This is a genomic window from Escherichia sp. E14V7, from assembly GCF_004212225.1.
In the GTDB taxonomy this organism is placed as follows: Bacteria; Pseudomonadota; Gammaproteobacteria; order Enterobacterales; family Enterobacteriaceae; genus Escherichia.
The window spans coordinates 108,433-123,615 of record NZ_RHJJ01000011.1 but is presented as its reverse complement, the minus strand read 5'-3'; the positions used below and the strand labels follow the sequence as shown (position 1 = coordinate 123,615).

Annotated in this window: 15 protein-coding genes; 8 read left to right on the top strand and 7 right to left on the bottom strand. The window is 50.7% G+C overall.

The genetic code is table 11. The features are described from left to right. From D9741_RS23495 to tcdA, 3 genes are all read left to right on the top strand, one after another. Positions 1-216: hypothetical protein (locus D9741_RS23495; RefSeq protein ID WP_205714672.1), on the top strand; the 216-nt coding region annotated here is incomplete at its 5' end. Positions 217-227: 11 nt separating this feature from the next. Then, positions 228-1,325 carry a murein transglycosylase A gene (mltA, locus tag D9741_RS13610; protein WP_130214565.1) on the top strand — a complete coding sequence of 366 codons (1,098 nt, stop codon included), beginning with the start codon at positions 228-230 and terminating at the stop codon, positions 1,323-1,325. A 238-nt stretch (positions 1,326-1,563) separates the two neighbouring features. Next, positions 1,564-2,370, top strand: coding sequence for a tRNA cyclic N6-threonylcarbamoyladenosine(37) synthase TcdA (gene tcdA / locus D9741_RS13605; protein WP_130214563.1), 807 nt, complete (start codon positions 1,564-1,566; stop codon positions 2,368-2,370). Between the two features lie 56 nt (positions 2,371-2,426). Here tcdA and csdE read toward each other — a convergent pair whose 3' ends face one another. Together csdE and csdA are read right to left on the bottom strand one after the other, a co-directional pair. Continuing rightward, positions 2,427-2,870 carry a cysteine desulfurase sulfur acceptor subunit CsdE gene (gene csdE / locus D9741_RS13600; RefSeq protein ID WP_130214561.1) on the bottom strand — a complete coding sequence of 148 codons (444 nt, stop codon included), beginning with the start codon at positions 2,868-2,870 and terminating at the stop codon, positions 2,427-2,429. After that, positions 2,870-4,075: a cysteine desulfurase CsdA gene (csdA, locus tag D9741_RS13595; protein ID WP_130214559.1), complete on the bottom strand. Its 1,206-nt coding sequence runs from the start codon at positions 4,073-4,075 to the stop codon at positions 2,870-2,872. Before csdA ends, csdE begins: the two co-directional genes overlap by 1 nt. A 192-nt stretch (positions 4,076-4,267) precedes the next feature. On the opposite strand from csdA, the gene D9741_RS13590 reads away from it, so the two are divergent. The 4 genes from D9741_RS13590 to rlmM all read left to right on the top strand — a co-directional run bounded on the left by D9741_RS13590 (position 4,268) and on the right by rlmM (position 7,270). Further along, a complete protein-coding gene (locus tag D9741_RS13590; protein WP_130207708.1) occupies positions 4,268-4,495 on the top strand; it encodes a YgdI/YgdR family lipoprotein in 228 nt (75 codons plus the stop codon). 350 nt (positions 4,496-4,845) lie between these two features. Further along, entirely contained in the window at positions 4,846-5,763 is a 918-nt protein-coding gene (gene gcvA / locus D9741_RS13585) for a glycine cleavage system transcriptional regulator GcvA (protein WP_130207706.1), read from the top strand. Positions 5,764-5,781: 18 nt separating this feature from the next. After that, on the top strand, positions 5,782-6,177 hold the full coding sequence (locus tag D9741_RS13580) for a DUF423 domain-containing protein (RefSeq protein WP_000203905.1): 396 nt from the start codon (positions 5,782-5,784) through the stop codon (positions 6,175-6,177). After that, positions 6,170-7,270 (top strand): 23S rRNA (cytidine(2498)-2'-O)-methyltransferase RlmM, encoded by a 1,101-nt coding sequence (gene rlmM / locus D9741_RS13575; RefSeq protein ID WP_130214557.1) that lies wholly within the window; start codon positions 6,170-6,172, stop codon positions 7,268-7,270. The genes D9741_RS13580 and rlmM overlap by 8 nt, the downstream gene beginning before the upstream one ends. A 51-nt stretch (positions 7,271-7,321) precedes the next feature. On the opposite strand, the gene xni is transcribed toward rlmM, so the two are convergent. The 5 genes from xni to queF all read right to left on the bottom strand — a co-directional run bounded on the left by xni (position 7,322) and on the right by queF (position 13,958). Then, positions 7,322-8,077 carry a flap endonuclease Xni gene (xni, locus tag D9741_RS13570; RefSeq protein ID WP_130214555.1) on the bottom strand — a complete coding sequence of 252 codons (756 nt, stop codon included), beginning with the start codon at positions 8,075-8,077 and terminating at the stop codon, positions 7,322-7,324. A 284-nt stretch (positions 8,078-8,361) separates the two neighbouring features. Further along, positions 8,362-9,729: an L-serine ammonia-lyase II gene (gene sdaB, locus D9741_RS13565; protein ID WP_130207700.1), complete on the bottom strand. Its 1,368-nt coding sequence runs from the start codon at positions 9,727-9,729 to the stop codon at positions 8,362-8,364. Positions 9,730-9,786: 57 nt separating this feature from the next. After that, positions 9,787-11,076 carry an HAAAP family serine/threonine permease SdaC gene (gene sdaC / locus D9741_RS13560; protein WP_064528228.1) on the bottom strand — a complete coding sequence of 430 codons (1,290 nt, stop codon included), beginning with the start codon at positions 11,074-11,076 and terminating at the stop codon, positions 9,787-9,789. A 557-nt stretch (positions 11,077-11,633) separates the two neighbouring features. Then, the gene (gene ppnN, locus D9741_RS13555) at positions 11,634-12,998 is read right to left on the bottom strand and encodes a nucleotide 5'-monophosphate nucleosidase PpnN (RefSeq protein ID WP_130214553.1); all 1,365 of its coding nucleotides are present in this window, start codon (positions 12,996-12,998) and stop codon (positions 11,634-11,636) included. Between the two features lie 111 nt (positions 12,999-13,109). Continuing rightward, positions 13,110-13,958 carry an NADPH-dependent 7-cyano-7-deazaguanine reductase QueF gene (gene queF / locus D9741_RS13550; RefSeq protein ID WP_130214551.1) on the bottom strand — a complete coding sequence of 283 codons (849 nt, stop codon included), beginning with the start codon at positions 13,956-13,958 and terminating at the stop codon, positions 13,110-13,112. Positions 13,959-14,025: 67 nt separating this feature from the next. Here queF and syd point away from each other — a divergent pair, with 67 nt between their 5' ends. Continuing rightward, positions 14,026-14,571 carry a SecY-interacting protein gene (gene syd, locus D9741_RS13545; protein ID WP_130214549.1) on the top strand — a complete coding sequence of 182 codons (546 nt, stop codon included), beginning with the start codon at positions 14,026-14,028 and terminating at the stop codon, positions 14,569-14,571. The last annotated feature ends 612 nt before the right edge of the window (positions 14,572-15,183 follow it).

Below are 15,183 nucleotides of genomic sequence, written 5' to 3'. Positions count from 1 at the left end.
CAGGCTGCTCCACCCCGCGTCCGTGGATGCGCACTATACTCCGCTCGCGTTTTCATGCAACCTTTTTTTTACTCTGATCACGGATTTGGCATGATTTTGAACAAAAACAAAGCATTGAAGTCTATTTTTTGTACGAAATTTGCATCGGGGAACACTACGGATTTCATTAAAGGCGGCGGTTTGTTATCTTCATTAACGCCTTATTTTTTAACCTGAAGAAGAGAACAATGAAAGGACGTTGGGTAAAGTACCTTCTTATGGGCGCGGTTGTGACGATACTAGCCGCCTGCTCCTCTAAACCAACCGATCGCGGACAGCAATATAAAGACGGGAAATTTACCCAGCCTTTCTCTCTGGTGAACCAACCAGACGCTGTTGGCGCGCCGATTAACGCCGGTGATTTTGCCGAACAAATTAACCATATCCGTAACGCGTCGCCGCGTCTGTATGGCAACCAGAGTAGCGTTTATAACGCCGTGCAGGAGTGGCTGCGTGCAGGCGGTGATACCCGCAATATGCGCCAGTTCGGCATTGACGCCTGGCAGATGGAAGGTGCGGATAATTACGGTAACGTGCAGTTTACGGGCTATTACACGCCGGTGATTCAGGCGCGCCATACTCGTCAGGGCGAGTTCCAGTATCCTATTTATCGAATGCCGCCAAAACGTGGGCGTTTGCCGTCTCGCGCGGAGATCTACGCGGGAGCATTGAGTGATAAATATATCCTCGCTTACAGCAACTCTCTGATGGATAACTTCATTATGGATGTGCAGGGTAGCGGGTATATTGATTTTGGTGATGGCAGTCCGCTTAACTTTTTCAGCTATGCCGGAAAGAATGGTCATGCCTATCGCAGCATCGGTAAGGTGCTGATCGATCGTGGCGAAGTGAAAAAAGAAGATATGTCGATGCAGGCGATTCGTCACTGGGGCGAAACACACAGTGAAGCCGAAGTTCGCGAGCTGCTGGAACAGAACCCGTCTTTCGTCTTCTTTAAACCGCAGTCTTTTGCACCGGTGAAAGGGGCAAGTGCGGTGCCGCTGGTTGGTCGCGCTTCAGTTGCCTCCGATCGTTCCATTATCCCTCCAGGTACAACCTTGCTGGCAGAAGTGCCGCTGCTGGATAATAACGGCAAATTTAATGGTCAGTACGAACTGCGTCTGATGGTGGCGTTAGATGTCGGTGGCGCCATCAAAGGCCAACACTTCGATATCTATCAAGGAATCGGGCCGGAAGCCGGACACCGTGCAGGCTGGTATAACCACTATGGCCGGGTTTGGGTGCTGAAAACGGCCCCGGGCGCAGGTAACGTCTTTAGTGGTTGATGTGTTATTCTTTATGCCGTTTTTACGGATAAGGCAGGGTGAGGGATAACCTCACATCCTGATTATTAACTAAGTGCGCGTTGTTCATGCCGGAGGCGGCGTGAACGCCTTATCCGGCCTACAAATCATGCAAATTCAATATATTGCAGGAGTTATGTAGGCCTGATAAGCGTAGCGCATCAGGCATTTATGCGTTTAGGGTGAGGGATAACCTCGCCCTTTTTAATTCTGAGGTGCTATGTCTGTTGTAATTAGTGATGCATGGCGTCAGCGTTTTGGTGGCACTGCGCGTCTGTATGGTGAAAAAGCGTTGCAACTGTTCGCTGATGCGCATATTTGTGTGGTTGGTATCGGTGGTGTCGGTTCTTGGGCGGCGGAAGCGCTGGCGCGCACGGGGATTGGCGCAATCACGCTTATCGATATGGATGATGTGTGTGTCACTAATACCAATCGGCAAATTCACGCCCTGCGCGATAACGTCGGGCTGGCAAAAGCGGAAGTGATGGCGGAGCGTATTCGCCAGATTAACCCTGAGTGCCGTGTAACAGTAGTCGATGACTTCGTGACGCCGGATAACGTAGCGCAATACATGAGTGCAGGTTATTCGTATGTAATTGATGCCATTGATAGTGTACGACCCAAAGCGGCGCTGATTGCTTATTGTCGGCGCAATAAAATCCCGCTAGTCACGGCCGGTGGCGCTGGGGGGCAGATTGATCCGACGCAGATTCAGGTTACCGATCTGGCGAAAACGATTCAGGATCCGCTGGCGGCGAAGCTGCGCGAGCGCCTGAAAAGCGATTTCGGCGTGGTGAAAAACAGTAAAGGTAAGCTCGGCGTGGATTGCGTGTTCTCTACCGAAGCACTGGTGTACCCGCAGTCAGACGGCACGGTCTGTGCAATGAAAGCCACGGCGGAAGGGCCAAAGCGGATGGATTGCGCATCTGGATTTGGCGCCGCGACAATGGTAACCGCCACCTTTGGGTTTGTTGCGGTTTCTCATGCGCTGAAGAAGATGATGGCGAAAGCGGCGCGCCAGGGGTAAACATTAGGTCGGATGCGACGTCTGGTGTGTCTTATCCGACCAGTATCTGTGTAACATCAAGCTTGCTTTGCCGCGGCGAGAATTGCCTCGCTTAACGCATTCAATCCCTGACTGCGAGAGGCGCTAAGTTGCGCACGCAATCCCAGCTCATCAAACAATGCCAGCGGCGACAGTGCTTGTAACTCGGCGGCAGTTTTGCCCTCAACGGCAGTCAGCAATACGGCCAGCAGACCGCGCACAATGCGTCCTTCACTATCACCAAAGAAATGCATCCTGCCGTTTTCTGCGACGTTATATCCAAGCCAGACGCGGTTTTCACATCCGGCAATTTCTTTGGCCTGTGCTTTTAATTCGTCTGGCAAAGCCGGAAGCTGTTTCCCCAGCATGATCAACTGGCGATATTTATCTTCCCATTGCGTCAACGGTACGAAGATATTGCGTAACGTTTCTGCGGTTACGGTTGTGCCGAACGGATGTCCGGCGAATTGCGGGTTTGTCATTAATCCACCAATAATTCCAGCGCGCGGTCAACGGCATTCACCAGCGCATCCACATCACTCTTTGTATTATATGGCGCAAATGAGGCGCGCAGTGTGCCGGTTACGCCTAATTCTGCCAGTAGCGGCTGAGCGCAATGCTGCCCGGCGCGCAGGGCAATACCGTACTCCGCCAGTAGCGTCACCATATCGCTGTGATGAACACCCGCGAAATCAAAGGCCAGCAGGCTGGAGTCCTGACAGCGGAATGAACGAAAGCCTGGACGTTTTGCCAGAGCGTCTTCTGCAAGCGTCGCCAGGCTACGGCTCCAGCTTTCTGCCTGGTCGATATCATAATCTGCCAGCCATTCCAGCGCTGCGCTTAATCCTATGACACCAGCGACATTTGGCGTACCGGCTTCAAGTTTCCACGGCGCGGATTGAGTAGTGAAGCCGTCAAAACTCACTTCGTGAATCATTTTGCCGCCGCCCAGCCAGGGCGACATCGCTTCCAGCAGTTCTGGTTTGCCGTAAAGCACGCCGATACCCGTCGGGCCATACAGTTTGTGACCAGAGAAAGCATAGAAATCGATATCCAGTTGCTGAACATCGGCAGGGAAATGCACTGCGCCCTGAGCACCATCAACCATCACCACCATCCCGGCTGAATGAGCAAAGGTAATCGCTCGCGCCAGATCCGGGCAACCGCCAGTGACGTTCGACATCTGGCCCAACGCCAGAATTCGACTACGGGGAGTAATTAACTCCGGCAATAAATCGACATCCGGCAACCGTTGCGCATTAAGCGGCAGTTTCACCACTTTGGCTCCGGTTTGTTGGGCAACCATTAGCCAGGGAACGAGGTTAGCGTGATGCTCTGCCACGCTGACAATAATCTCATCGCCCGGTTGCAGACGCGGACGGGCATAGCATTGTGCCACCATGTTGATGGATTCGGTGGTGCCGCGCGTCCAGACGATAGTTTTATCATCCGGTGCATTTAGCAATTGCGCTACTTTTTCCCGAGCAGCTTCATAACGTGCGGTCAGACGTTGGGCTTCGGCAAACTGGCTGCGATGGACGTTTCCGGCGCTCAGGCTATAGAACTGCCGGGTTGCTTCAACCACAGCTTCGGGTTTGAGTGCGGTCGCTGCACTATCGAGATAAACGCCCGCATCCTGTAGCGCGGGAAACTGGGCGCGAAATTGCGCGGGATTAAAAACGTTCATGAGACTCCTCGGCTTGATTCGCCGATCGTGACGCAAAATTCACTTTGATACAAGGTGAGTGCTAACCATCGGAATTGTCTGGATATCCAGGCGAAACCGCAGCAGTGACATATGCTGAATAGTGTCAGGTGCAAATTTTAGCCTGTTAATTGATTTTCATTGCGAGCTAATAATCGCTTTAAGGAGAAGAAGATGAAAAAGACCGCCGCAATTATCTCTGCCTGTATGCTGACTTTTGCCCTTAGCGCCTGTTCCGGTTCGAACTATGTGATGCACACCAACGACGGACGTACCATTGTATCTGATGGTAAGCCGATGACGGATGATGAAACCGGTATGATTTCTTATAAAGACGCTAATGGCAACAAACAGCAGATCAACCGTACCGACGTGAAAGAGATGGTCGAACTGGATCAGTAATTCGCGATCGCAAGGTAAAAAAAAGCACCGCAATTAGGCGGTGCTACATTAATCACTATGGACAGACAGGGTAAATGTACAGGAAGTGAAAAAAGGTAGCTTTGCTACCATGGTCTGAATCGCAGACCAATTGCAAACACAACAACACAACATCACAACCGTAAGCCAAAAGTTCACCAGAACACGCATTCCGATAAAACTTTTCGTTCCGGCTCAGGAAGTGCCGCCACTATAGGTATTTGCTGGTAGAAGCTCAACGGACAATTTATAATGGCTCAGATTAAAAAAACTAATAGGTTACACAGTGTGATCTAATTGTTAAATTCATTTAACATCAAAGTTTAAAAGCCATGTCTAAACGATTACCACCGCTAAATGCCTTACGAGTTTTTGATGCCGCAGCCCGCCATTTAAGCTTCACGCGTGCAGCAGAAGAGCTTTTTGTGACCCAGGCCGCAGTAAGTCATCAAATCAAGTCCCTTGAGGATTTTTTGGGGCTAAAACTGTTCCGCCGCCGTAATCGTTCACTTCTATTGACCGAGGAAGGGCAAAGCTATTTTCTCGATATCAAAGAGATATTTTCGCAATTAACCGAAGCGACGCGTAAACTCCAGGCCCGTAGCGCCAAAGGGGCATTGACGGTCAGCTTACTCCCCAGTTTTGCCATCCACTGGCTGGTACCGCGACTTTCCAGCTTTAATTCAGCTTATCCGGGAATCGACGTTCGAATCCAGGCGGTCGACCGACAGGAAGATAAACTGGCGGATGATGTCGATGTGGCGATATTTTATGGCCGAGGCAACTGGCCGGGGCTGCGGGTGGAAAAGCTTTACGCCGAATACCTGTTGCCAGTGTGTTCGCCTTTACTATTAACCGGTGAGAAATCCTTGAAGACGCCGGAAGATCTGGCTAAACATACGTTATTACACGATGCATCCCGGCGAGACTGGCAGACATATACCCGCCAGTTGGGGCTGACTCATATCAACGTTCAGCAAGGGCCTATCTTCAGCCATAGCGCCATGGTGCTACAAGCAGCCATTCACGGGCAGGGGGTGGCGCTGGCAAATAACGTGATGGCGCAATCTGAAATCGAGGCCGGACGCCTTGTTTGCCCGTTTAATGACGTATTGGTCAGTAAAAATGCGTTTTATCTGGTATGTCATGACAGCCAGGCAGAACTGGGTAAAATAGCCGCCTTTCGCCAATGGATCCTGGCGAAAGCCGCTGCTGAACAAGAAAAATTCCGCTTTCGTTATGAACAATAATTTATGTAGGGTACGACCATGACCAGCCGTTTTATGCTGATTTTCGCCGCCATTAGCGGCTTCATTTTTGTCGCTCTGGGTGCTTTTGGTGCGCATGTTTTAAGTAAAACCATGGGCGCCGTTGAAATGGGCTGGATCCAGACCGGCCTCGAATACCAGGCATTTCATACGCTGGCAATTTTAGGTCTGGCGGTGGCAATGCAACGTCGCATCAGTATCTGGTTTTACTGGAGTAGCGTTTTCCTCGCGTTAGGCACGGTGCTGTTCAGCGGCAGCCTTTATTGCCTGGCGCTGTCTCATCTGCGTTTGTGGGCGTTTGTCACTCCGGTCGGCGGTGTGAGTTTTCTCGCGGGCTGGGCGTTAATGTTAGTTGGTGCTATCCGTTTAAAGCGCAAGGGCGTAAGTCATGAATAAAGTTGTATTGTTGTGCCGTCCGGGCTTTGAAAAAGAGTGCGCCGCAGAAATTACCGATAAAGCCGGGCAGCGGGAAATATTCGGTTTTGCCCGTGTAAAAGAGAATGCGGGTTATGTGATTTATGAATGTTATCAAGCGGAAGATGGCGATAAGTTAATCCGTGAGCTGCCATTTAGTTCATTAATTTTTGCCCGCCAGTGGTTTGTGGTGGGAGAACTGCTCCAGCATTTGCCGCAGGAAGACCGCATCACGCCAATAGTTGGCATGTTGCAGGGTGTGGTAGAGAAGGGCGGCGAACTTCGCGTTGAAGTCGCGGACACCAACGAAAGTAAAGAGTTACTGAAATTCTGCCGCAAATTTACTGTACCGTTACGGGCTGCCTTGCGTGATGCGGGCGTCCTGGCGAGCTATGAAACGCCGAAGCGTCCGGTTGTGCATGTGTTCTTTATCGCGCCAGGCTGCTGTTATACCGGCTACTCCTACAGCAATAATAACTCGCCGTTCTATATGGGCATTCCGCGCCTGAAGTTTCCGGCAGATGCACCAAGTCGTTCCACACTCAAACTGGAAGAGGCATTTCATGTGTTTATTCCTGCGGATGAATGGGATGAACGCCTGGCGAACGGGATGTGGGCGGTGGATTTGGGCGCTTGCCCGGGCGGCTGGACCTACCAACTGGTGAAGCGCAACATGTGGGTTTACTCCGTTGATAACGGCCCGATGGCGCAAAGTCTGATGGATACCGGACAAGTAACGTGGCTGCGGGAAGACGGTTTCAAATTCCGTCCGACACGCAGCAATATATCCTGGATGGTGTGTGACATGGTGGAAAAACCGGCGAAGGTCGCGGCATTGATGGCGCAGTGGCTGGTTAATGGCTGGTGTCGTGAAACTATCTTCAACCTTAAATTGCCGATGAAAAAACGCTACGAGGAAGTATCACACAATCTGGCGTACATTCAGGCACAGCTTGATGAACATGGCATTAACGCCCAGATTCAGGCGCGTCAGTTGTATCACGATCGCGAAGAAGTGACGGTGCATGTCCGTCGTATATGGGCTGCGGTAGGTGGTCGTCGCGACGAACGCTAATCTGACTCCGTGTGCCGGAAGCTATTACTGTCTGCTTCCGGCATTGGTTTATCAGCGTTTAAGTCTTAGCTGCTGTAAATTGCCGTCGATATGCAAATCAGTCTGTAAGCGGGCGATATCACGGCACAGGAACGCCATCTCTTTATGGGCTTCTAATTTCTTGCGCCACTTTTCGGCTACCGCATCCAGATTCTCATAGATCCCTTCCAGACTCTGAAACTCGACCAGCAGCTGCGTGGCGCTTTTTGGTCCGATCCCCGCAACACCCGGTACCTTTGAACTGCTGATCCCCGCTAGCCCCCAGTAATCGGGTAACTGCTGCGGTTGAACGCCAAATTCTTTATCGATAAACGGTGCATCCAGCCAACGTTTCTGGAAGTAATCGCGAATACGTAATGTAGGTGAAAGTAGCTGACAGTAGCCTTTATCTGTCGAAACGATGGTTGCCTGATGCCCGGCCTGTGTCACTTTGACCGCCAGCGTGGCGGCTAAGTCATCGGCTTCGTTGCCGCTGGCTGACCAGCACGGGACGCCGCGTTGTTCAAAGGCTGCGCGTAACGCGGGCATTTCGTTGTGCAACTCTTCCGGCATTGGCGGGCGACCCGCTTTGTAATCAGGCAGGCGCTGATGACGCCAGCCGCTACTGCGGTTTTCATCATCAAAAACGGCGACGGCGTGGGTCGGCTGGCTGTGCATAATAAGTTGATCAAGGGCGTGCTGGCAGGTTTCGACACAGGGTGACCCCTGCACGGCATGAATGCGACGAATAAGATTCAGTGCATCGACGATAAGCAAATGAACAGCCACAATATTCCCCCTTAAAGATCAGGCGATAAGGGTAACATTGGTCACCGGAACAGGCTACGACTGGATGAGAAAACAGGAAGAGGGCTCGCAAAACGAGGACTGATATTGATGACAACGACAAATTGCCTGATGCGCTACGCTTATCATGCCTACAAAAGAATTGCAATCTATTGAATTTGCACTATTTTATAGGTCGGATGCGGCATTTACGCCGCATCCGACATAAACAACAGGCACATTCTCAACAATGTGAGGCCTCGCAAAACGAGGCCTCTGGAGAGCGATTAGTCGCAGGCAACGATCTTCATTGCCAGGCCGCCGCGAGATGTTTCGCGGTACTTGGCGTTCATGTCTTTACCTGTTTCGTACATGGTTTCGATAACTTTATCGAGGCAGACGCGCGGTTCGCTGGTACGGCGCAGTGCCATACGCGCGGCGTTCACCGCTTTCACTGCCGCAATGGCGTTACGCTCAATGCACGGTACCTGAACCTGTCCAGCAACCGGGTCACACGTCAGGCCGAGGTTATGCTCCATAGCGATTTCCGCCGCGATGCACACCTGCGCCGGGCTTGCGCCTAACAGTTCTGCCAGACCCGCCGCCGCCATTGAGCACGCCACGCCAACTTCACCCTGGCAACCCACTTCGGCACCAGAGATCGACGCGTTCATCTTATAAAGAGAACCAATGGCGCTGGCTACCAGCAGGTAACGAGCCAGTGAGTTAGCGTTCACTTCGCGGATAAACTTGTCGTAGTACGCCAGCACTGCCGGGATAATCCCGCACGCACCGTTAGTCGGCGCAGTCACCACACGACCGCCCGCAGCGTTCTCTTCGTTCACTGCCAGTGCGAACATGTTGATCCAGTCAACAACCGCCATCGGGTCAGTGGTGGTTTTATCCTGGCTGACCAGCATCCGGCGCAGTGCCGCGGCACGACGTGGAACGCGCAGTTTGCCTGGCAACACGCCTTCGGTGGAAATACCGCGTTCAATACCGCCACGCATCACTTCCCAGACGTTCGCCAGGTGCTGTTCCAGCTCTTCTTTGCTGTGCAGCGCCAGCTCGTTTTTCATCATCAGACCAGAGAGTGACAGCCCGGTTTCCTGGCAATGTTTTTGCAGATCGGCAGCAGAACTGTACGGATATGGAACTTCAACCGGTGCGCTATCCTGCTGGCCAAAATGCTCTTCATCAACGATAAAGCCACCGCCGATGGAGTAATACGTCTGGCTGTAAACAACTTTATCGCCCGCCAGCGCGGTAATGCGCATGCCATTCTCATGCAGAGAAAGGTTATCGGCATGGAAGTTCATGCATTCATCAACCGGAAACTCGACTTCGTGCTGACCGTTTGCCAGCATCAGGCGACCGTGAGTATTCACATCCTGAATAAAACCAGGGATGGAATCGATATCCACGGTATCCGGCAGATTCCCTGCCAGGCCCATAATAATGGCGATATCAGTGTGGTGCCCTTTGCCGGTCAGAGAGAGCGAGCCGTACACGTCAACCACCACGCGGGTCACGTCTTTAAGCAGGTTACGGGCAATCAGATCGTCGGTAAATTGTTTACCCGCTTTCATTGGTCCAACGGTATGAGAACTGGAAGGGCCAATGCCGATTTTGAAAATATCGAATACGCTAATCATAGGAAATACATCGCGTTAAAACGGAGGAAGCGCCGCCCGAAAGCGGCGCGAAAGGACTTAGCTGAACAGAGAGTAGAAGATTGCGGAGATTGCAATCAGACCCATCACGACAACGAATACGTTGCTGATGTGACCGCTGTATTTACGCATTGCCGGTACTTTCTGAATGGCGTACATCGGCATCAGGAACAGGATCATCGCGATGATTGGGCCGCCCAGGGTTTCAATCATACCCAGGATGCTCGGGTTCAGGGTGGCAACAATCCAGGTCGTTACCAGCATGAACAGCGCAGTGATACGGTTCAGCTTGTTGATTTCGATAGACTTACCTTTACCACGCAGTGATTTGATCACCATACCGTTGAAGCCTTCACGTGCGCCCAGGTAGTGGCCCAGGAAGGATTTGGTGATAGCGATAATCGCGATAATCGGAGCCATCCACGCGATGATCGGCGCGTTAAAGTGGTTAGCCAGGTAAGACAGAATCGAGATGTTCTGCTCTTTAGCCGCAGCCAGGTCTGCCGGAGTCAGGCTCAGTACGCAGCTGAATACGAAGAACATTACGGTCAGCACCATCATGATGTGAGCGAATGCCAGGATCTTCGAGCATTTCTGTTCTGCCATATCGCCGTACTCTTCACGCTTCGCAACGGCGAAAGAAGAGATGATCGGAGAGTGGTTGAACGAGAACACCATTACCGGAATTGCCAGCCACAGGGTCATCCACAGACCGTTTCCGGTTGCAGATGCAGTGTCCAGAGACAGCGTTTCCAGTGCTGCGCCGTTCCACTGCGGGATCAGGTACAGAGCCAGCAGCATCAGTACGCCAACAAACGGGAATACCAGAATACTCATCGCTTTAACGATCATCTGCTCACCGAAGCGAACGATGGTCATCATACCCACGATCAGGATCAGTGACAGAATCGCACGCGGCGGCGGCGTCATACCCAGCTGGTGAGACATGAAGCTTTCAACCGTGTTGGTGATTGCCACGCTGTAAACCAGCAGAATCGGGTAGATAGCGAAGAAGTAGAGCAGGGTAATCAGTTTACCTGCGCCAATACCAAAGTGTTCTTCTACTACCTCGGTGATGTCTTCGCCTGGGTTTTTACCAGACAGCACGAAGCGAGTCAGGCCACGATGCGCAAAGTACGTCATCGGGAACGCAAGGATAGCCATGATGATCAGCGGGATCATACCGCCAACACCGGCGTTGATTGGCAGGAACAGCACGCCCGCGCCGATCGCCGTGCCGTAAAGGCCCAGCATCCACATGGTATCTGTCTTGCGCCAGGCACTGCGAGAGTCTTTCGACGCAATCGTGCTGGTTTGAGTCGTTTCCATCTATTTCTCCTGGAGGAATGCAAATAATTCAGCTTTTAGCCAGTTCAGCCCGGGAAGGTGCCTGGCCGTAAAAATGAAATCTGTCTATCGGCGATGGCTTAATCATTTTCCGCCGTAATAATTTGAGGGCGGAAAGATACACACAAGTTATGTATCTATCAGTGATCTTGATCTCAAATACAATAATCTACTTGGAAGATAGATAATCCCAACGCTTTACTCTGTAAATCAAAAGTAAAAGAGAATTTAAGGGCAATATTTGGCAGATTAACGACATCTGACCTCTTCCGGGGCGCGCAATATATGTAGGTTGAACTGCAAAAATCAATACTTTTAGTTAATGATTGCAAGATTTTCTTTTTTGCGGAGATAAAATGCGGTCTTCAAATGAAGGGAAACGTTTGCGCTACAACATAAATTGTATGACATATTGTAGGTGGTGATATTAATGACATGATGACGCTCTGAAACATTCATATAACAAATGAAATGGATTGATTAGTGAGCGACCAAAAAAGAGAAAAACCCGGCAACAAACGTTACCGGGGAAGGGAGGATTAGGTGCAGATTTCGTAGCAAGGGATGTAGGCAGAGCCTGGTAACTTCATACGATGTTGGGCAACAAACCCCTGAAGCAGGTCGTCCATACGGCGCATGATCTCTTTATCACCGTTGATTTTGTATGGCCCAAACTCTTCAATGGCGCGAATGCCGACTTCTTTTACGTTCCCCGCCACAATGCCAGAAAATGCACGACGCAGGTCGGCAGCCAGCACTTCAACGGGCTGATCCGGGTAAAGCTTCAGATTAGCCATATTCTCGTGAGACGGCTCAAACGGCATTTGCAAATCTGGCGTAATACGCATTGACCAGTTAAAGCTGTAGGCATCGCCCGTATCGCGACGGTTTTCTTTCACCTGCGCCATCGCTTTTTTCATCTGACGGGCTACTTCTGCAGCGTCATCAATGATGATGCGATAATGGCGGCGCGCGTTTTCTCCCAACGTATGCACGACAAACTCGTCCAGTACGCGGAAGTAATCAGCACTCTCTTTCGGGCCGGTGAGGATCAATGGCAAGACCTGATCTTTGTTGGCCGGATTCATTAAAATTCCCAGCAAATACAGTAGCTCTTCCGCTGTACCCACACCGCCTGGGAAGATAATGATGCCGTGGGCGATACGGACAAACGCTTCCAGACGTTTTTCGATATCCGGCATGATGATCAGTTCGTTAACCAGCGGGTTAGGCGGTTCAGCAGCGATAATCGATGGTTCAGTCATACCAATAAAACGGCTGTCTTTGTAACGCTGTTGGGCGTGTCCGACCGCCGCGCCTTTCATCGGTGCTTCCATCGCGCCTGGACCACAGCCAGTGCAGATATTTAACTCACGCAGCCCCAACTGATTACCAACGCGACGGGCATACAAATACTCGTTTTCGTTGATGGAGTGACCACCCCAGCACACCACCATATTGGGCGCTTCGCCCACGTGCAGCGCGCGAGCATTGCGCAAGATAGAAAAAACCAGGTTGGTAATGTGAACAGAGTTGTCGAGATTCAGATTTGGAAAACGAACGGTGTTATGGATTTGCCCATAGACGAAGAGAATGTCGCGCAGGACAGCGAACAAGTTGGCCTGCAAGGCGCGAATTATACGCCCATCGACAAAAGCTTCTTCCGGGGGATTGATCAGTTCTAACTTCACGCCGCGTTCACGGCGTAGCACGTTAATGTCGAAATTTTCAAAACGGGACAGCAATTCTTTGCTGTTATCGGTGAGGCTACCGGAGTTCAGAACAGCGAGTGAACAGTTGCGAAATAGTTGATAGAGGTCGCTGCTGGCGGTGCGTTTAAGCATGTCCACTTCCAACTGCGACAACATATCCATGGAGCCAAGCGGGCTAATATGTGTAATCAAGAAAAACTCCTTATGGGACGATTATCGTCATTCCCTTTGATTACAATAGCCCTGCCTGATGACCTTTCACAACCTTATGCGTGAATCCAGCACGCAAAATTGAGAAAAATTTTATTGCCGTGCCAGACGGGTTGTTGATGGGACAAAATCACAGTTACTGCGCCACGGGTTAATGTCCAGACCGCCACGACGGGTATAACGTGCGTAAACACTTAATTTCTCTGGCTGGCAGAAGCGTAACAGGTCATTAAAAATGCGTTCTACGCACTGTTCATGGAACTCGTTATGATGACGGAAAGAAACCAGATAACGCAGCAGTTTTTCCCTGTCAATCTTGCGTCCACGATACTGAATCTGGATAGACCCCCAGTCTGGTTGATGAGTAATCAGGCAGTTTGATTTCAACAGGTGGCTAACGAGTGTTTCTTCCACCACTTTCTCGCCGCTGGTGGCATTCTCAAGATAGTCAGTGGTGAATTCATAGTTATCGATAGCGATATCCTGGTCATCAATGCAAGTGCCATTGAAATGCCCCACCGGCTGGCCTTCCAGTTCATCAAGACGATATAACGCCACGCTAACGTTACCCTGGGCGCAAGTGCTTAAGTCGCGCTCCAGCGTCTGGCGCACTTCATCCCAATTGTTAAAGCGTGTCTGGTTAAAGCTGTTGAGATAGAGCTTAAAACTCTTCGACTCAATGAGATTTACGCTGGTGTAATCAAGTTCAACATGACCCACGGCAACCTGCGGCAAACCTTTCGCATTCAGCCAGGAGAGTTCATATAGCGTCCAGATATCCGTACCGTGGAAAGGCAGATTATCTGCTTTCAGGCCCAGCGGATCGCGATTCAAACTACGTGGAACGCCTTGTAGCAGGCTGGCGTCATAGGTATCCCGGTAATCGGTTGATTTTCCAAGAGTCAGGCCCGCAAGTGCCTGATGGTTTGCATAAGAAGACATGTTTCACCGTCATAAACCAGATAAACTAAACGACAAGTGTATCTGGTTTAAGTGAAGAGAGAAATTAGTGGACGAATTGACCGCACAAGCCTTGAGAGATTTTACCACGCGTTACTGCGATGCCTGGCACGAACAGCACAATAGTTGGCCGTTAAGCGAGGAGCTGTATGGCGTTCCTTCACCGTGCATTATTTCAACCACTAATGATGCTGTGTTCTGGCAACCGCAGCCGTTTAGCGGTGAGCAAAATGTAAACGCGGTTGAGCGTGCGTTTGATATTGTGATACAACCCGCAATTCATACCTTCTATACGACCCAGCTTGCCGGGGATATGCATGCGCAGTTTGGCGATATCAAACTGACATTACTGCAAACCTGGAGCGAAGACGACTTCCGCCGGGTGCAGGAAAACCTGATTGGACATCTGGTTACCCAGAAACGTCTGAAACTCCCCCCCACGTTATTTATCGCCACACTGGAAGAAGAGCTGGAAGTGATTTCGGTGTGTAATCTCTCTGGCGAAGTATGCAAAGAGACGCTGGGTACGCGGAATCGTACCCATTTAGCCTCAAATCTTGCGGAATTCCTTACGCAGCTTAAGCCTCTTCTGTAATCCAATTACCCCGTCTGGTTGTGAGAGATCTCTTACAGACCCTGTAGGAGATCGCCAGAAAGTAAGTGAATACTTAAAAAGATAAGAATCATATTTCTATTTTAAATCAATGAGTTGACTGGGCATCCTTAACTTTCGTATGAAATTTTCCTTAAGGCATTGTCTGTAAGCGCCTTGTAAGACTCAGTGAAAAAGACGATTCTATCTTCGTCGACAGGGAGTCAGACAACGAAGTGAACATCAGGATGATGACACTTCTAAAGGACACGCCAGGATGGTGTTTCAGGGAAAGGCTTCTGGATGAAGCGAAGAGGAAAACGCTGGATGCGTTAAAGGACACCTCCAGGACGGAGAATGAGAACCGGTCAGGATGATTCGGTGGGTCAGGAAGGCCAGGGACACTTCAGGATGAAGTATCACATCGGGGTGGTGTGAGCAGGAAGCATTAGTTCAGGATGAACGATTGGTCGCAAGGCCACAGGAAAAGTTGTCAAGGATGAGCAGGGAGCAACAAAAGTAGCTGGAATGCTGCGAAACGAACCGGGAGCACTGTTAATACAGTGCTCCCTTTTTTTATTCCTGCTATCCTTCGCGGCAGTTTTTTCTTCTTGA